Source organism: Parahoeflea olei (assembly GCF_001703635.1).
GTDB classification, from domain to species: Bacteria; Pseudomonadota; Alphaproteobacteria; order Rhizobiales; family Rhizobiaceae; genus Hoeflea; species Hoeflea olei.
In genome coordinates this window covers 28,488-42,316 of the sequence record NZ_LQZT01000048.1, presented here as the reverse complement: position 1 = coordinate 42,316, position 13,829 = coordinate 28,488, and the positions used below count along the sequence as shown (strand labels likewise).

12 protein-coding genes are annotated in these 13,829 nt (G+C 66.8%); all 12 read left to right on the top strand.

Going from position 1 to position 13,829, the window contains the following annotated elements; translation table 11 throughout:
• Positions 1 to 170: 170 nt before the first annotated feature.
• The 12 genes from AWJ14_RS18660 to miaB all read left to right on the top strand — a co-directional run bounded on the left by AWJ14_RS18660 (position 171) and on the right by miaB (position 13,792).
• Complete coding sequence (locus AWJ14_RS18660; RefSeq protein ID WP_066182923.1) at positions 171 to 1,283, top strand: GNAT family N-acetyltransferase/peptidase C39 family protein; 1,113 nt, start codon at positions 171 to 173, stop codon at positions 1,281 to 1,283.
• Entirely contained in the window at positions 1,276 to 2,733 is a 1,458-nt protein-coding gene (locus AWJ14_RS18655) for a RimK family protein (RefSeq protein ID WP_066182918.1), read from the top strand. The genes AWJ14_RS18660 and AWJ14_RS18655 overlap by 8 nt, the downstream gene beginning before the upstream one ends.
• A 110-nt stretch (positions 2,734 to 2,843) precedes the next feature.
• Positions 2,844 to 5,687 carry a [protein-PII] uridylyltransferase gene (locus tag AWJ14_RS18650; RefSeq protein ID WP_066182915.1) on the top strand — a complete coding sequence of 948 codons (2,844 nt, stop codon included), beginning with the start codon at positions 2,844 to 2,846 and terminating at the stop codon, positions 5,685 to 5,687.
• On the top strand, positions 5,684 to 7,285 hold the full coding sequence (murJ, locus tag AWJ14_RS18645) for a murein biosynthesis integral membrane protein MurJ (protein ID WP_066182912.1): 1,602 nt from the start codon (positions 5,684 to 5,686) through the stop codon (positions 7,283 to 7,285). The genes AWJ14_RS18650 and murJ overlap by 4 nt, the downstream gene beginning before the upstream one ends.
• A gap of 89 nt (positions 7,286 to 7,374) precedes the next feature.
• On the top strand, positions 7,375 to 8,436 hold the full coding sequence (gene trpS / locus AWJ14_RS18640) for a tryptophan--tRNA ligase (protein ID WP_066182910.1): 1,062 nt from the start codon (positions 7,375 to 7,377) through the stop codon (positions 8,434 to 8,436).
• An 86-nt stretch (positions 8,437 to 8,522) separates the two neighbouring features.
• A complete protein-coding gene (locus AWJ14_RS18635) occupies positions 8,523 to 9,014 on the top strand; it encodes a universal stress protein (protein ID WP_066182907.1) in 492 nt (163 codons plus the stop codon).
• A 115-nt stretch (positions 9,015 to 9,129) separates the two neighbouring features.
• On the top strand, positions 9,130 to 9,696 hold the full coding sequence (locus AWJ14_RS18630; RefSeq protein WP_066182905.1) for a NifU family protein: 567 nt from the start codon (positions 9,130 to 9,132) through the stop codon (positions 9,694 to 9,696).
• A 129-nt stretch (positions 9,697 to 9,825) separates the two neighbouring features.
• On the top strand, positions 9,826 to 10,518 hold the full coding sequence (gene tsaB, locus AWJ14_RS18625) for a tRNA (adenosine(37)-N6)-threonylcarbamoyltransferase complex dimerization subunit type 1 TsaB (protein WP_066182901.1): 693 nt from the start codon (positions 9,826 to 9,828) through the stop codon (positions 10,516 to 10,518).
• A complete protein-coding gene (locus tag AWJ14_RS18620) occupies positions 10,509 to 11,000 on the top strand; it encodes a GNAT family N-acetyltransferase (RefSeq protein WP_066182898.1) in 492 nt (163 codons plus the stop codon). Before tsaB ends, AWJ14_RS18620 begins: the two co-directional genes overlap by 10 nt.
• A gap of 65 nt (positions 11,001 to 11,065) precedes the next feature.
• Positions 11,066 to 11,491, top strand: a complete 426-nt coding sequence (locus AWJ14_RS18615; RefSeq protein ID WP_066182895.1) for a Fur family transcriptional regulator — start codon at positions 11,066 to 11,068, stop codon at positions 11,489 to 11,491.
• Positions 11,492 to 11,539: 48 nt separating this feature from the next.
• Positions 11,540 to 12,340 (top strand): lyso-ornithine lipid O-acyltransferase, encoded by an 801-nt coding sequence (olsA, locus tag AWJ14_RS18610; protein ID WP_066182889.1) that lies wholly within the window; start codon positions 11,540 to 11,542, stop codon positions 12,338 to 12,340.
• A gap of 39 nt (positions 12,341 to 12,379) precedes the next feature.
• On the top strand, positions 12,380 to 13,792 hold the full coding sequence (miaB, locus tag AWJ14_RS18605) for a tRNA (N6-isopentenyl adenosine(37)-C2)-methylthiotransferase MiaB (RefSeq protein WP_083220361.1): 1,413 nt from the start codon (positions 12,380 to 12,382) through the stop codon (positions 13,790 to 13,792).
• Positions 13,793 to 13,829 lie beyond the last annotated feature (37 nt).

The following is a 13,829-nucleotide window of genomic DNA, read 5'->3' as shown; positions in this document are numbered from 1 at the left end:
CCCCGATGCATGTGGGTATCGCATCCCGGCCCGTCAACGTCCACCGCGCTTGCGGGGCTTTGCGAAATCGCGTGTCTGCCGGTGACAGGATGACACAAATCAGACATGATTTGCGCGCCTGAAAGGCAGGCCGGCAACGGCCCTGGTCACCTGATCCCACAGGATTTTTCATGTCCGCACCGCGGATTCGCCCAGCCACCATCTCCGACATCGACGCTCTCGACGCGATCGAGAAAGCGGTGTTTGCCTCCGACCGCATCTCGCGGCGGTCGTTCCGAACCCTGATCGACCGCCCGACCGCCGAAACCCTGGTCGCCGAATCGGAAACAGGCATATCAGGATATGCCATGATCCTGTTTCGGGCCGGCGCGGCGCTGGCGCGGCTCTATTCGCTGGCGGTTGCGCCGGACCATGCGGGCCGGGGACTGGGCCGGGCGCTGCTGGCTGCCGCCGAGAAGGCGGCGATGGATCACGACCGGATCATCCTGCGGCTCGAGGTGCGCGAGGACAATCTCTCCGCGATCGCGCTCTACCGCAGCGCGGGCTACCGCAAGATCGGCCGTGTGGACGAGTATTATGCCGACGGCATGGCGGCGCTGCGGTTCGAAAAGCTGCTGCGCGGCTCCGACACGCCCGCGCTCCGGATTCCCTTCTACGAGCAGTCGACCGACTTCACCTGCGGCGCGGCCTGCCTGCTGATGGCGCTGGCCCGGTTCCGCTCCCCCGATTTCCTCGATCCCGTGTGGGAGATCCGGCTGTGGCGCGAGGCCACCACGGTGTTCATGCTCTCGGGCCCGGGCGGCTGCGAACCCTTCGGCCTCGCCATGGTCGCGCGCGACCACGGGCTCGATCCCGAGGTCTGGTGCTCGACCGAGGACCTCCTGTTTCTCGAAACCGTGCGCGATCCCGAAAAGCACCGGGTGATGGAGCTCGCGCAGAGGGATTTCCGGGGTCGCGTCCGCGCCGCCGCCACCCCGGTTCACATCGAGGCCTTCACGCTCGACTGGCTGCGCGCGCGCCTCGCCGAGGGCCATGTCGCCATCGTGCTGGTCAGCGGCTATCTGATGATGGGCAAGAAAGTGCCCCACTGGGTGCTGGCCCACGGCGATGACGGCCGTCACATCTTCGTCCACGACCCCTGGGTCGAGGACGAGGTCGACGAGACCGCCGCCGATGCCGCAGATATCCCCGTGCCCTACGCGGTATTCGACCGCATTGCCCGCTTCGGCCGGTCCGGCCTGCGCGCGGCCGTGCTCATCAAGGGAAAGACGCCCCATGTCTGACTGGATCATTCTCTCGACCGCGCTGTCGCGGTTCGATCACGCCGCCACCAAGCACAAGGTGCTCGCCACCCGCGACTATCTCGCCCGGCCGGAGATGTTCCGCGGCGCGCGGCCCAACATCATCAACCTGTCGCGTTCCTACGCCTATCAGAGCCGCGGCTATTATGCCTCGCTGCTCGCCGCCGCGCGCGGCCAGCGGGTGATTCCCTCGGTCGAGACGCTGATCGACCTGTCGGCGCGCAAGCTTTACGAGAACGCCATTCCCGAGCTCGAGGATGCACTCAACAAGTCGGTCCGCGCCCATGCCGAGCCGCCGCTGCCGGCGCGGCTCCGGGTGTTCTTCGGCACCAGCACCGACGCGCGGCTCGAGCGTTTCTGCCGGCTTTTGTTCGACTGGTTCCGCGCGCCGATCCTCGAACTCACGCTGAAGCCCGGCGACTGGGTCTCGATCGCCAAGATCGGGCTGTTGCCGCTCGGCAAGCTCGACGAGGCCGACCGCGACATCTTCTTTCAGGCGATGGCGCGCTATACCGGGCGGCAGTGGAAGGACGCCAAGTCGCGCGCGCCGGCGCGCTATTCCTTCGCCACCCTGGTCGACCCCAACGAGGCGCTGCCGCCCTCGTCGATCGACAGCCTCAAGCACTGGGCGCGGGTCGCCGCGCGGATGGGCGTCTCGGTCGAGCCGATCAACCGCAAGGACCTGCCGCGGCTCGCCAATTTCGATGCGCTGTTCATCCGCGAGACCACCTCGATCTCCAACCACACCTACCGCTTCGCCCGCCGCGCCCAGCAGGAAGGCATGCCGGTGATCGACGATCCGGTGTCGATGATCCGCTGCACCAACAAGGTCTATCTCGACGAACTGATGTCGTCGAACGGCATCAAGGTGCCCGAAACGGTGATGCTGATCGGACCTGAGGATTTCCAGCGCGCGGCGGATCTGCTGGGGTTCCCGATGGTGCTCAAGGTGCCCGATTCCTCGTTCTCCCGCGGCGTCGCCAAGGTCGCCACCATGGAGGAGCTGAAGGAGCTGGCCGGCGCCTGGCTGCATGATTCCGAGGTGCTGATCGCGCAGAAATTCATGCCCACCAAATTCGACTGGCGGATCGGCGTGCTCGGCGGCAAGCCGCTGTTCGCGGTGCAGTACCTGATGGCCAAGAAGCACTGGCAGATCGTCAAGCACGACACCGGCGGCAAGCCGCTCGAGGGCGGCTTCAAGTCGTTCTCGCTCGCCCAGGTGCCGCCGCTGGTGCTCGACACCGGCCTGCGCGCCGCCTGTTCGGTGGGCGACGGGCTCTATGGCGTCGACCTCAAGGAAACCGACGAGGGCGTGTTCGTCATCGAGGTCAACGACAACCCCAATCTCGAGCACGGGGTGGAGGACGCCGCCGAAAAGGACGAGGTCTGGACCCGGCTTACCAACTGGTTCATCGAGCGGATCGACAGTTGAGCGGGGGAGTGGCGTCGGGCCGAGGCTGTCGTTTCGCCGCGAAACAGGTTATAGCACCCGCGGCCAGGCGCCCGGCGCCTGACGACCGACCGTGACCGGGACCCGAACTGATGCTCAATGTCGCCGAAGACCGCCTCGATCTCAGCCGGATTGTCGATCCGGCGCAACTGCGCGCATCGCTCGACGCCATTGCCGCCAAGCACGGGGGCGCCAGCACCAAGGCGCGCCAGGAGGTCCTGGCCGAGGTCAAGCGGGTCAATGCGGCAGGCCGCGAGACCGCCCGCACCATGCTGTTCGACGATGGCGGCGGCACCGCCTGCGCCACGCGGATCTCGCATCTGCAGGACATGATCACGACGGCGCTCTATGATTATGCCTCGACCCATGTCTACCGGGTCGACAGGCCGTCCAAATCCGAGCACCTGACCGTGACCGCCGTCGGCGGCTACGGGCGCGGCACGCTGGCGCCGGGGTCCGACATCGACCTGTTGTTCGTGCTGCCCTACAAGAACACCCCCTGGACCGAGCAGATCGTCGAGTGGATCCTCTACATCCTGTGGGACATGGGCCTGAAAGTCGGCCACGCCACCCGCAACATCGACGAATGCATCCGGCTGTCGCGCTCCGACATGACCATCCGCACCGCAATTCTCGAGGCCCGCTTCATCTGCGGCGAGCGCACGCTGTTTGCCGAACTCGGCACGCGCTTCGACACCGAGGTGGTGGAGGGCAGCGGCCCCGAATTCATCGCGGCAAAGCTCGCCGAGCGCGACGAGCGCCACCGCAAGGCCGGCGACACGCGTTATCTGGTCGAGCCCAATGTCAAGGAAGGCAAGGGCGGGTTGCGCGATCTCAACACGCTGTTCTGGATCGCCAAATATTTCTACCACATCCGCAACACCGAGGAGCTGGTGGGCCTGGGCGTGCTTTCGCGCCGCGAGTTCAACCTGTTCCTCAAGGCCGAGGATTTCCTCTGGGCGGTGCGCTGCCACATGCATTTCCTGACCGGCAAGGCGGAGGAGCGGCTGTCGTTCGACATCCAGCGCGACATCGCCTCGGGTCTCGGCTATCAGGACCATCCCGGCCTGTCGGCGGTCGAGCGCTTCATGAAGCACTACTTCCTCGTCGCCAAGGACGTGGGCGATCTCACCCGCATCTTCTGCGCCGGGCTCGAGGACCAGCAGGCCAAGCAGGCGCCGGGCCTGACCGGCGTCATCAGCCGCTTCGCCAACCGCCCGCGCAAGATCCCCGGCACGCTCGACTTCCTCGAGGACAAGGGGCGCATCACGCTCGCCGACGCCGATGTCTTCAAGCGCGATCCGGTCAACATCATCCGCCTGTTTCATCTGGCCGACATTCGCGAGCTGGAATTCCATCCCGATGCGCTCAAGCGCGTGACCCGTTCGCTGAAGATGATCAATGCCGAGGTGCGCGAGAACGAGGAAGCCAACCGGCTGTTCCTGTCGATCCTGACCTCCAAGCGCCAGCCCGCGATCATCTTGAGGCGCATGAACGAGGCAGGCCTGCTCGGCCGCTTCATTCCCGAATTCGGCAAGATCGTCTCGATGATGCAGTTCAACATGTATCATCACTACACCGTCGACGAGCACCTGATCCGCACCGTCTCGGTGCTGTCGGGCATCGACAAGGGCGAGGAGACGCGCGAACATCCGCTTGCCTCCAAGATCATGCCCGGCATCGAGGAGCGCGAGGCGCTCTATGTCGCCGTCTTCCTGCACGACATCGCCAAGGGGCGGCCGGAGGATCATTCCATCGCCGGCGCGCGCGTCGCGCGCAAGCTCTGCCCGCGGCTCGGGCTCTCGCCCAAGCAGACCGAACTCGTGGCCTGGCTGATCGAGGACCACCTGACCATGTCGATGGTCTCGCAGACGCGCGATCTCAACGACCGCAAGACGATTACCGATTTCGCCGAGAAGGTGCGCACGCTTGAGCGCCTGAAGATGCTGCTGGTGCTCTCGGTCAGCGACATCCGCGCCGTGGGCCCGGGCGTGTGGAACGGCTGGAAGGGCCAGCTTCTGCGCACGCTCTACTACGAGACCGAACTGATGCTGTCGGGCGGCTTCTCCGAAGTCTCGCGCAAGCAGCGCACGGAGCACGCCCGCGCGGCGCTGTCGGAGGCGCTGGCGGACTGGACGGAAAAGGAACGCAAGGCCTATGTGAAGCTGCATTACGAGCCTTATCTGCTCGCCGTGGCGCTCGAGGAACAGGTGCGCCACGCCGAATTCATCCGCGAGGCCGATCGCGCGAAGAAGCAGCTCGCCACCATGGTGCGCACCAACGCCTTCCATGCCATCACCGAAATCACGCTGCTGTCGCCCGACCACCCGCGGCTGCTGTCGATCGTCACCGGCGCCTGCGCCGCCGCCGGCGCCAACATCGCCGATGCGCAGGTGTTCACCACCTCCGATGGCCGCGCGCTCGACACCATCCTCATCAACCGCGAACTGCCCGACGACGAGGACGAGCTGAGGCGCGGCGCCTCGATCGGCCGCATGATCGAGGACGTGCTGGCCGGCCGCGCGCATATTCCCGAGGTGATCGCCCGCAAGACCCGCGGCAAGCGCAAGCAGCGTCCGTTCATCGTCAAGCCGCAGGTGACGATCTCCAACACGCTGTCGAACAAGTTCACCCTGATCGAGATCGAATGCCTCGACCGCCCCGGCCTTCTCTCCGAGGTGGCCTCGGTGCTCTCGGACCTGTCGCTCGACATCGCCTCCGCGCACATCACCACCTTCGGCGAAAAGGTGGTCGACACTTTCTATGTGCGCGATCTGGTGGGCCAGAAGATCACCAACGACAACCGCAAGCTCAACATCGTCGCCCGCCTGAAGGCGGTGCTCGGCAAGGAGGCGGATGAGCTGCGTGACAACATGCCCCCCGGCATGATCGCCCCGCACGGGTCGGCGCGGCGCGAGCGGAAGGCCTCTGCATGAGCCTGGTTTCCAAGTTCATGGGCGTGGGTGCTGCCACGCTCGCAAGCCGCATCTTCGGCTTCGGGCGGGAAATGCTGATGGCCGCGGCGCTTGGCACCGGGCCGGTCGCCGGCGCCTTCTACGCCGCCTTCCAGTTTCCCAACACCTTCCGTCGCCTGTTCGCCGAAGGCGCGTTCAATTCCGCCTTCATCCCGCTGTTCGCCAAGGAGATCGAGGCAGGCGGGCTGGATGGCGCGCGGCGGTTTTCCGAAGAGGTGTTCGGCTTCCTGTTCACGGTGCTGATCGTGATCACCATCGCCATGCAGCTGGCGATGCCGGTTCTCGTCGCCACCATCATCGCGCCGGGCTATCGCGACGATCCCGTCAAGTTCGACCTGACGGTCAATCTGGCGCTGATCATGTTCCCCTATCTCATGTGCATGTCGCTCGGCGCCATGATGGCCGGCATGCTCAATTCGCTCAGGCGCTATTTTGCCGCGGCGATCGCCCCGGTGTTCCTCAACATCATCCTGATCGGGGTGCTGGCCTGGGCCTGGCATGAGGGCCGCGACGAACTCGCCATCGGCTACGATCTCGCCTGGGGCGTGCTGGCGGCGGGTCTGGTGCAGCTCGGCATCGTCTGGTTTGCCGCCCGCCGTGCCGGCATCCGCGTGCGCTTCCGCCGGCCGCGGCTGACCGCCAATGTCAAGCGGCTGCTCTGGCTTGCCGCGCCCGCCGCCATCACCGGCGGCATCACCCAGATCAACACGCTGATCGGCACGGCGATCGCCTCGGGGCAGGACCGGGCGGTGCCGGCGCTGGCCCAGGCCGACCGCTTTTACCAGTTGCCGCTCGGCGTGGTCGGCATCGCGGTGGCGATCGTGCTGCTGCCGGAACTGTCGCGCGCGCTCAAGGGCGGCAACGAGACCGAGGCCGCGCATCTGCAGAACCGGTCGGTCGAGTTCACCCTGTTTCTCACGCTGCCGGCCGCCGCCGCGCTGATCGTCATTTCCGAGCCGATCGTGCGGGTGCTCTACGAGCGCGGCGCCTTCACTGCCACCGACACGCACCTGGTCTCCACCATCCTGTCGATCTTCGCGCTCGGCCTGCCCGCCTTCGTGCTGATCAAGGCTTTCACGCCGGGCTATTTCGCCCGCGAGGACACGCGCACGCCGATGATCTTCGCCGCGATCTCCGTGGCGGTGAACATTTCCACGGCACTCCTCCTGTTTCCGTCGATGGGCGCACCCGGCATCGCCATCGCCTCGGCGACCGCAGGCTGGATCAACGCCGCTCTCCTGTTTTCGGTGCTCGTCAGGCGCGGCCACTGGGGCCGCGACAGCGCGCTCCTGAAGCGCATTCCGCTTCTGGTGCTCTCGGCCGGGCTGATGGGGCTTGCCCTTTACTACGGTGCGACCTGGCTCGCCCCGTGGCTCGGTCGCGGCGGATCGCTGATCGAGCGGATCCTGGCGCTGGCGGTGCTCACCGGCGCCGGCGCGGCGGTCTATTTCCTGCTCGCCTTCGGCACCGGGGCCGCCGATTTCCGCCAGGTCACGCGCAGCCTGAAGCGCAGGCCGAAACAGCCGTCGCCACCGCCCGGCGACGAAAATGCCGCTTGATGCGGCGTCACCGGCGCGCTATCAGCCCCCCAGCGTTCCCAGCCTCGGCGCGAAAACAAGGCCCTCCACCAGCCCCCGGATCCGAACTCATGAGCACTTTCAAACCTCTCGTCTTCTCCGGTGTCCAGCCGACAGGCAATCTGCATCTGGGCAATTATCTCGGCGCCATCCGCAAATTCGTGGCGCTTCAGGAAAAGCACGAGTGCATCTTCTGCGTGGTCGACATGCACTCGATCACCGCCCAGCTTGTCCATGAGGACCTCAAGGCCCAGACCCGCTCGATCGCCGCCGCGTTCATTGCCGCGGGCATCGACCCGGTCAAGCACATCGTCTTCAACCAGTCCGCGGTTCCCGCCCATGCCGAACTGGCCTGGATCTTCAACTGCGTCGCCCGCATCGGCTGGATGAACCGGATGACCCAGTTCAAGGACAAGGCCGGCAAGGACCGCGAGAACGCCTCGCTCGGCCTGCTCGCCTATCCGAGCCTGATGGCCGCCGACATCCTGCTCTACCGCGCCACCCATGTGCCGGTCGGCGACGACCAGAAGCAGCATCTCGAACTGACCCGCGACATCGCCCAGAAGTTCAACATCGACTTCTCCGCGCGCATCAAGGCCTCTGGGCTCGGTGTCGACATGATGGTCGGCGAGGAAAAGGTGTCCGGCTATTTCCCCATGACCGAGCCGCTGATCGAGGGCCCGGCCCCGCGGGTGATGAGCCTGCGCGACGGCACCAAGAAGATGTCGAAGTCGGACCCGTCCGACCTGTCGCGCATCAACATGACCGACGATGCCGAAACCATCGGCCGCAAGATCCGCAAGGCCAAGACCGACCCCGCGCCGCTGCCCGAATCCCTGGACGAACTCGAAGGCCGGCCCGAGGCGCAGAACCTGGTCGGCATCTATGCCGCGCTCAGCGACAAGACCCGCCAGCAGGTGCTCGATGAATATGGCGGGCAGCAGTTCTCGGTGTTCAAGCCGGCGCACGCCGATCTGGCCGTGCAGGTGCTCGAGCCGATCACGGCCGAGATGCAGCGGCTGATGGCCGATCCGAGCCATATCGACGCGATCCTGCGCGAGGGCAGCGGCCGCGCCAACGCGATTGCCGAAAAGACCATGGCGGACGTCCGCGAGATCATCGGCTTCCTCTAGGAGCCGGCCCGGGCCAGGCGGCGGCCCGCGGGCCGCCGCAAAAACGGCCTTGCGGGCAAACCCGAACTGATGGCATTGTCCCGCGCATGGTATCAAGAAGACGCTCACGCGAAGCCGGCCACCGGCGCAAGTTCCTCGCGGTCATCGACGACACGCCGGAATGCGAGCGCGCCATGCGCTATGCGGGCATGCGTGCCTACAATTCGGGCGGCGGTCTGGTTCTCGTCTATGTGATCGAGCCGGGCGATTTCCAGCACTGGCTGGGCGTCGAGGAAATCATGCGCGCCGAGGCCCGGGAAGAGGCCGAAGCCACGCTCGCCAAGGCCAGCGAGAAGATGCGCCAGATCATCGGCATCGATCCCGAAGTGGTGATCCGCGAGGGCAAGACCACCGAAGAGATCCACGCCGTCATCGAGGAAGACCAGGACATCGCCATCCTGGTGCTGGCCGCGGGCTCCGCCAAGGACGGCCCCGGCCCGCTGGTCGCCTCCATCGCCGGACGCGGCGCGGCCTTCCCGATTCCGGTCACGGTGATCCCCGACGCGCTCACCGACGACGAAATCGACGCCTTGAGTTAGCGAAGGACGATCCGGCTTCCGGTGCCAACGGCCCTTGATTGCGGACGCGGGGAAGCCTATCTTGTTTTGAAGAATTCTAAACTGGCCCGCCCCCGGCCAGGCAGGGAGATAGATCATGTTCATCCAGACCGAATCCACCCCGAACCCCGCGACCCTGAAATTTCTTCCGGGCAAGGTCGTTCTGGAGCGCGGCACCGCCGATTACCGCAGCGCCGAGGAAGCCGCCACGGCGTCCCCGCTCGCCGCCAAGCTGTTTGGCATTCCCGGCGTCACCGGCGTGTTCTACGGCTACGATTTCATCACCATCTCCAAGGACGGCCCCGACTGGCAGCATTTGAAGCCGGCCGTGCTCGGCACCATCATGGAGCATTTCATGTCCGGCGCGCCGATCATGTCGAGCGCCAATGACGGCGAGCCGCTGTCGGACGAGGAGTTCTTCGAAAAGGGCGACGAGACCGTCGTCGCCACCATCAAGGAACTGCTCGAAAGCCGGGTGCGCCCGGCCGTCGCCCAGGACGGCGGCGACATCACCTTCCGCGGATTCCGCGACGGCACGGTGTTCCTGCACATGAAGGGCGCCTGCGCCGGCTGCCCGTCGTCGACCGCCACGCTCAAGCACGGCATCCAGAACCTGCTCAGGCATTTCGTGCCGGAAGTCCGCGAAGTCGAGGCCGTCGTCTGACCCGATCCGGTTGAGGCGGGCGGGGCATTGTCCTTGCCCGCGCGGACAGGCTATGCTTGCGCCTCTGTGCGGCAGGCCGAGAGGTTTGCGCCCCCTCCTTGTTCTGGGTCTTCGTATTGGGTTTGACCGGTGTTGACGCTCGCCATTGACTGCTCCGCCCGGTATTGCGCCGTGGCCCTCCACGAGGATGCGGGCGACCGCATCCTGGCCTCGGCCAGCCCCGACATCGGCCGCGGCCATGCCGAGCAGTTGCCGGGGATCGCCACCTCGGTGCTGGCCCAGGCGGGCCGCACGATGTCCGATCTTAACCGCATCGCCGTGACCATCGGCCCGGGCTCGTTCGCGGGCATCCGAGTCGGCGTGTCCTTCGCGCGCGGGCTATCGCTGGCGCTTGGCGTGCCCTGTGTCGGCGTCGGCGCGCTCGACGCCATGGCGGCTCCCGCGGCCGAGGCGCGCGCCACGCCGGTCATGGCCGTGCTCGATGCCCGGCGCGGCAAGGTCTGGGCGCTCGTCGCCGAGGCTGGCGGCGCGGTCGCCTTTCCGGGAGCGGAGCTGAGCCCCGCGGAGGCGGCGCGGCACGCGCAGTCCTGCGGCGCGGATCTTCTGGGCTCCGGCGCAGCCCTTCTCGCGGAGATCGATCCCGCGCTTGGCGAACGGGTTCTCGGCGACCCCGCAGCCCCCGCGATCGGCGATGTCGCCCGGCTCGCGGCCCGGCTCGATCCTTCCGCCAATCCCCCCGAACCGCGTTATCTGCGCGAGGCCGACGCCAAGCCGCAGACCGGATTTGCGCTGCCGCACGAAAGTGCAGGCCAATGGTCATGAGCCTGTTCGGGCGTCCGCCCGAGTGCCTCATCCTCGACATCGAGACCAAGGACGCGCACACCGCCTCGCGCCTGCATGGCGAGGCCTTCTCGCGGGCCTGGGGCGAGGGCGAGTTCGAAAGCCTGATCAGCCAGGCCTCGGTGTTCGGCTTCATCGCCTGTCCGGAAGGCCGTGCTCGCGACCAGGCCGCGGGCTTCGTGCTGTGCCGCGAGGCCGCCGGCGAGGCCGAGATCCTGTCGATCGGCATCTCGCCGCGGCACCGTCGCGCGGGGCTTGGCTGGCGGCTGATGCGCAGCGCCATCCAGGAAGCCCGGCGCCGCGACGCGGAAGAGATGTTTCTCGAGGTCGACGAGACCAACCTCGCCGCGGTCGCGATGTACCGCAAGCTCGGCTTCGTTCAGGTCGGCGAGCGCCGCGCCTATTATGCCCGGCCGGACGCACCGGCCACGACGGCGCTTGTCATGCGCCGCGATCTTCGTTAGTCCCGGGCGGTCGCCGGCGCGGAAATTGCCGGCTCATCCTTTCCATGTAACCGGCTGGGCAGGCGATGGAAGAACAACGGTCCCTCGAAGACAGATGCGCCGAGCGCGGCATGCGCATGACCGAGCAGCGGCGTATCATCGCCCGCGTACTGGACGGCGCGCATGATCATCCCGATGTCGAGGAGCTCTACCGCCGGTCGGCGGCCGTCGACCCGCGCATCTCGATTTCCACCGTCTACCGCACCGTCAAGCTGCTCGAGGACATCGGCATCATCGAGAAGCACGATTTCCGCGATGGCCGCTCGCGCTACGAGACGGTGCCGGAGGAACACCACGACCACCTGATCGACCTCAGGAGCGGGCAGGTGATCGAGTTCCATTCGCCCGAAATCGAGGCACTGCAGGAGCGCATCGCCCGCGAGCTCGGCTACCGGCTGGTCGATCACCGGCTCGAACTCTACGGAATTCCCCTCAAGCCCGAGAAGAAATAGGCGCGGGACGATGGCTGGCGCGCGCCCTTCCGTCTGGCAGGCCGGTCGATGATCGCGGGCCTGCGCATCGCGCTGGTGGGGCTGGTCTTCGCGCTGCTGACGCTGGCGCTGCTGCCTGTCCAGCTCGCCGCGCTCGGGCTCGGCCATCCGCTGATGCGGCGGTTGCCGCGCTGGTGGCACAGCCTGATGTGCCGCGCGATCGGTCTCAGGGTGCGCAGCCATGGGCGCCTGTCGACGGCGCGGCCGCTGCTTCTGGTCTCCAATCACGTGTCCTGGAAGGACATCCTGGTGCTGGGCTCGGTCGCCGACGTGGTCTTCATCGCCAAGTCTGAAGTCCGGACCTGGCCGCTGCTCGGCTGGCTGGCGCGGCTGCAGCGTTCGGTCTTCGTGGAGCGGCAGCAGCGGCGCAAGACCGGCGCGCAGGTGAGCGAAGTCTCGCAGCGGCTGATCGCGGGCGAGGTGGTGGTGCTGTTTGCCGAAGGCACCACGTCGGACGGCAACCGGGTGATGCCGTTCAATGCCTCGCTGTTTGGCGCGGCGAGCGCGGCGGTGGCGGTGGCGCCCGAGGGGCGGGTGCATATCCAGCCGGTCTCGATCGCCTATGTCGGGCTGCACGGCATGCCGATGGGGCGCTATCACCGGCCGGTCGCGGGCTGGCCAGGCGATGTGGCGCTCGGGCCGCACCTGCTCAAGGTGCTGCGCCACGGCGCGCTCGATGTCGACGTGATCTTCGCCGAGCCGGTGGCGTTCGACGCCGGCACCGACCGCAAGAAAACCGCCCGCCTGGTCGAGGCGCGGGTGCGCGATGGTCTGATCCGCGCGCTCGGCGGTAGGCTCGATGCCGGTTAGGCCATTTTCAAGCCCTCATTTACCCGCTAAAAGCCCCCGATGACACACGCGATCCTCACCCCCGAAGCCGGTTCCGAAACCGCCAGCCCCACCGGCCTGGCGGCTGCGCCGTCGAAGAAGGTCTTCGTCAAGACCTATGGCTGCCAGATGAATGTCTATGACAGCGAGCGTATGGGCGACGCGCTCACGCGTGACGGCTACCAGCCGGTCGATTCGGTGGAAGCGGCCGACCTGGTGCTGATCAACACCTGCCATATCCGCGAGAAGGCCGCCGAAAAGGTCTATTCGCAACTGGGGCGGCTGGCCAAGCTCAAGCGCCAGCGCCAGGCCGAGGGCTCGGACCTGATGGTCGCCGTGGCCGGCTGTGTCGCCCAGGCGGAAGGCCAGGAGATCATCCGCCGCGCGCCGGTGGTCGATGTCGTGATCGGGCCGCAGACCTATCACCGCCTGCCCGAGGCGCTGGCGCGTGCCCGCGGCGGCGCCCATGTGGTCGAAACCGAGTTTCCGACCGAGGACAAGTTCGACGGCCTGCCGGCAGCCCCCGAGACCGCGATCCGCGCGCGCGGCGTGGCGGCGTTTCTGACCGTGCAGGAAGGTTGCGACAAGTTCTGCACCTTCTGCGTGGTGCCCTATACCCGCGGCGCCGAAGTCTCGCGCCCGGTCGACCGGATTCTCGGCGAGGCCGAACGGCTCGCCTCTGCCGGGGTGCGCGAAATCACGCTTCTGGGCCAGAACGTCAATGCCTGGCACGGGCTCGGCCAGGACGGCCGCGAATGGGGCCTGGGCGAACTCGTGCGCCGGCTGGCACGGATCGACGGCATCGACCGCATCCGCTACACCACCAGCCATCCGCGCGACATGGACGACGCGCTGATCGAGGCGCATCGCGACCTGCCTCAGCTGATGCCCTATCTGCATCTGCCGGTGCAGTCGGGCTCGGACCGTATCCTCAAGGCCATGAACCGCCGCCACACCGCCGCCGAGTATGTCCGTCTGGTCGAGAAGATCCGCGCCGCGCGTCCCGACATCGCGCTTTCGGGCGATTTCATCGTCGGTTTCCCCGGCGAGACGGACCAGGATTTCGAGGACACGATGCGGCTCGTCGAGCAGGTCCGTTACGCGGCCGCCTTCACCTTCAAATACTCGATCCGCCCGGGCACGCCCGGCGCCGAGATGGAGGACCAGGTCGACGAGGCGGCCAAGACCGAGCGGCTGGCGCGGCTTCAGGACCTGATCGCCCGGCAGACCCGCGCATTCGGCAGCGACTGTGTCGGCAAGGTGGTGGACCTGCTTCTGGAGAAGCCCGGACGCAACAGTGGCCAGCTGATCGGCCGCTCTCCCTGGCTGCAGCCCGTAATAGTTGATGCAAAGCTCGGTGAAATCGGTGACATTGTCAGGGTACGAATCACGCAACCCGGGACCAGCGGCCTTTTCGCGGAACCGGTGGCGTGAGGGCAGAGCGGAAAGGCATGGCGACGTGCAAGCTTGG

Excerpts from the sequence above, each read along its gene's own strand:
- AWJ14_RS18660 (WP_066182923.1), top strand. The coding sequence starts at position 171 with ATGTCCGCACCGCGGATTCGCCCAGCCACCATCTCCGACATCGACGCT.
- AWJ14_RS18655 (WP_066182918.1), top strand. The coding sequence starts at position 1,276 with ATGTCTGACTGGATCATTCTCTCGACCGCGCTGTCGCGGTTCGATCAC.
- AWJ14_RS18650 (WP_066182915.1), top strand. The coding sequence starts at position 2,844 with ATGCTCAATGTCGCCGAAGACCGCCTCGATCTCAGCCGGATTGTCGAT.
- murJ (WP_066182912.1), top strand. The coding sequence starts at position 5,684 with ATGAGCCTGGTTTCCAAGTTCATGGGCGTGGGTGCTGCCACGCTCGCA.
- trpS (WP_066182910.1), top strand. The coding sequence starts at position 7,375 with ATGAGCACTTTCAAACCTCTCGTCTTCTCCGGTGTCCAGCCGACAGGC.
- AWJ14_RS18635 (WP_066182907.1), top strand. The coding sequence starts at position 8,523 with ATGGTATCAAGAAGACGCTCACGCGAAGCCGGCCACCGGCGCAAGTTC.
- AWJ14_RS18630 (WP_066182905.1), top strand. The coding sequence starts at position 9,130 with ATGTTCATCCAGACCGAATCCACCCCGAACCCCGCGACCCTGAAATTT.
- AWJ14_RS18620 (WP_066182898.1), top strand. The coding sequence starts at position 10,509 with ATGGTCATGAGCCTGTTCGGGCGTCCGCCCGAGTGCCTCATCCTCGAC.
- AWJ14_RS18615 (WP_066182895.1), top strand. The coding sequence starts at position 11,066 with ATGGAAGAACAACGGTCCCTCGAAGACAGATGCGCCGAGCGCGGCATG.
- olsA (WP_066182889.1), top strand. The coding sequence starts at position 11,540 with ATGATCGCGGGCCTGCGCATCGCGCTGGTGGGGCTGGTCTTCGCGCTG.
- miaB (WP_083220361.1), top strand. The coding sequence starts at position 12,380 with ATGACACACGCGATCCTCACCCCCGAAGCCGGTTCCGAAACCGCCAGC.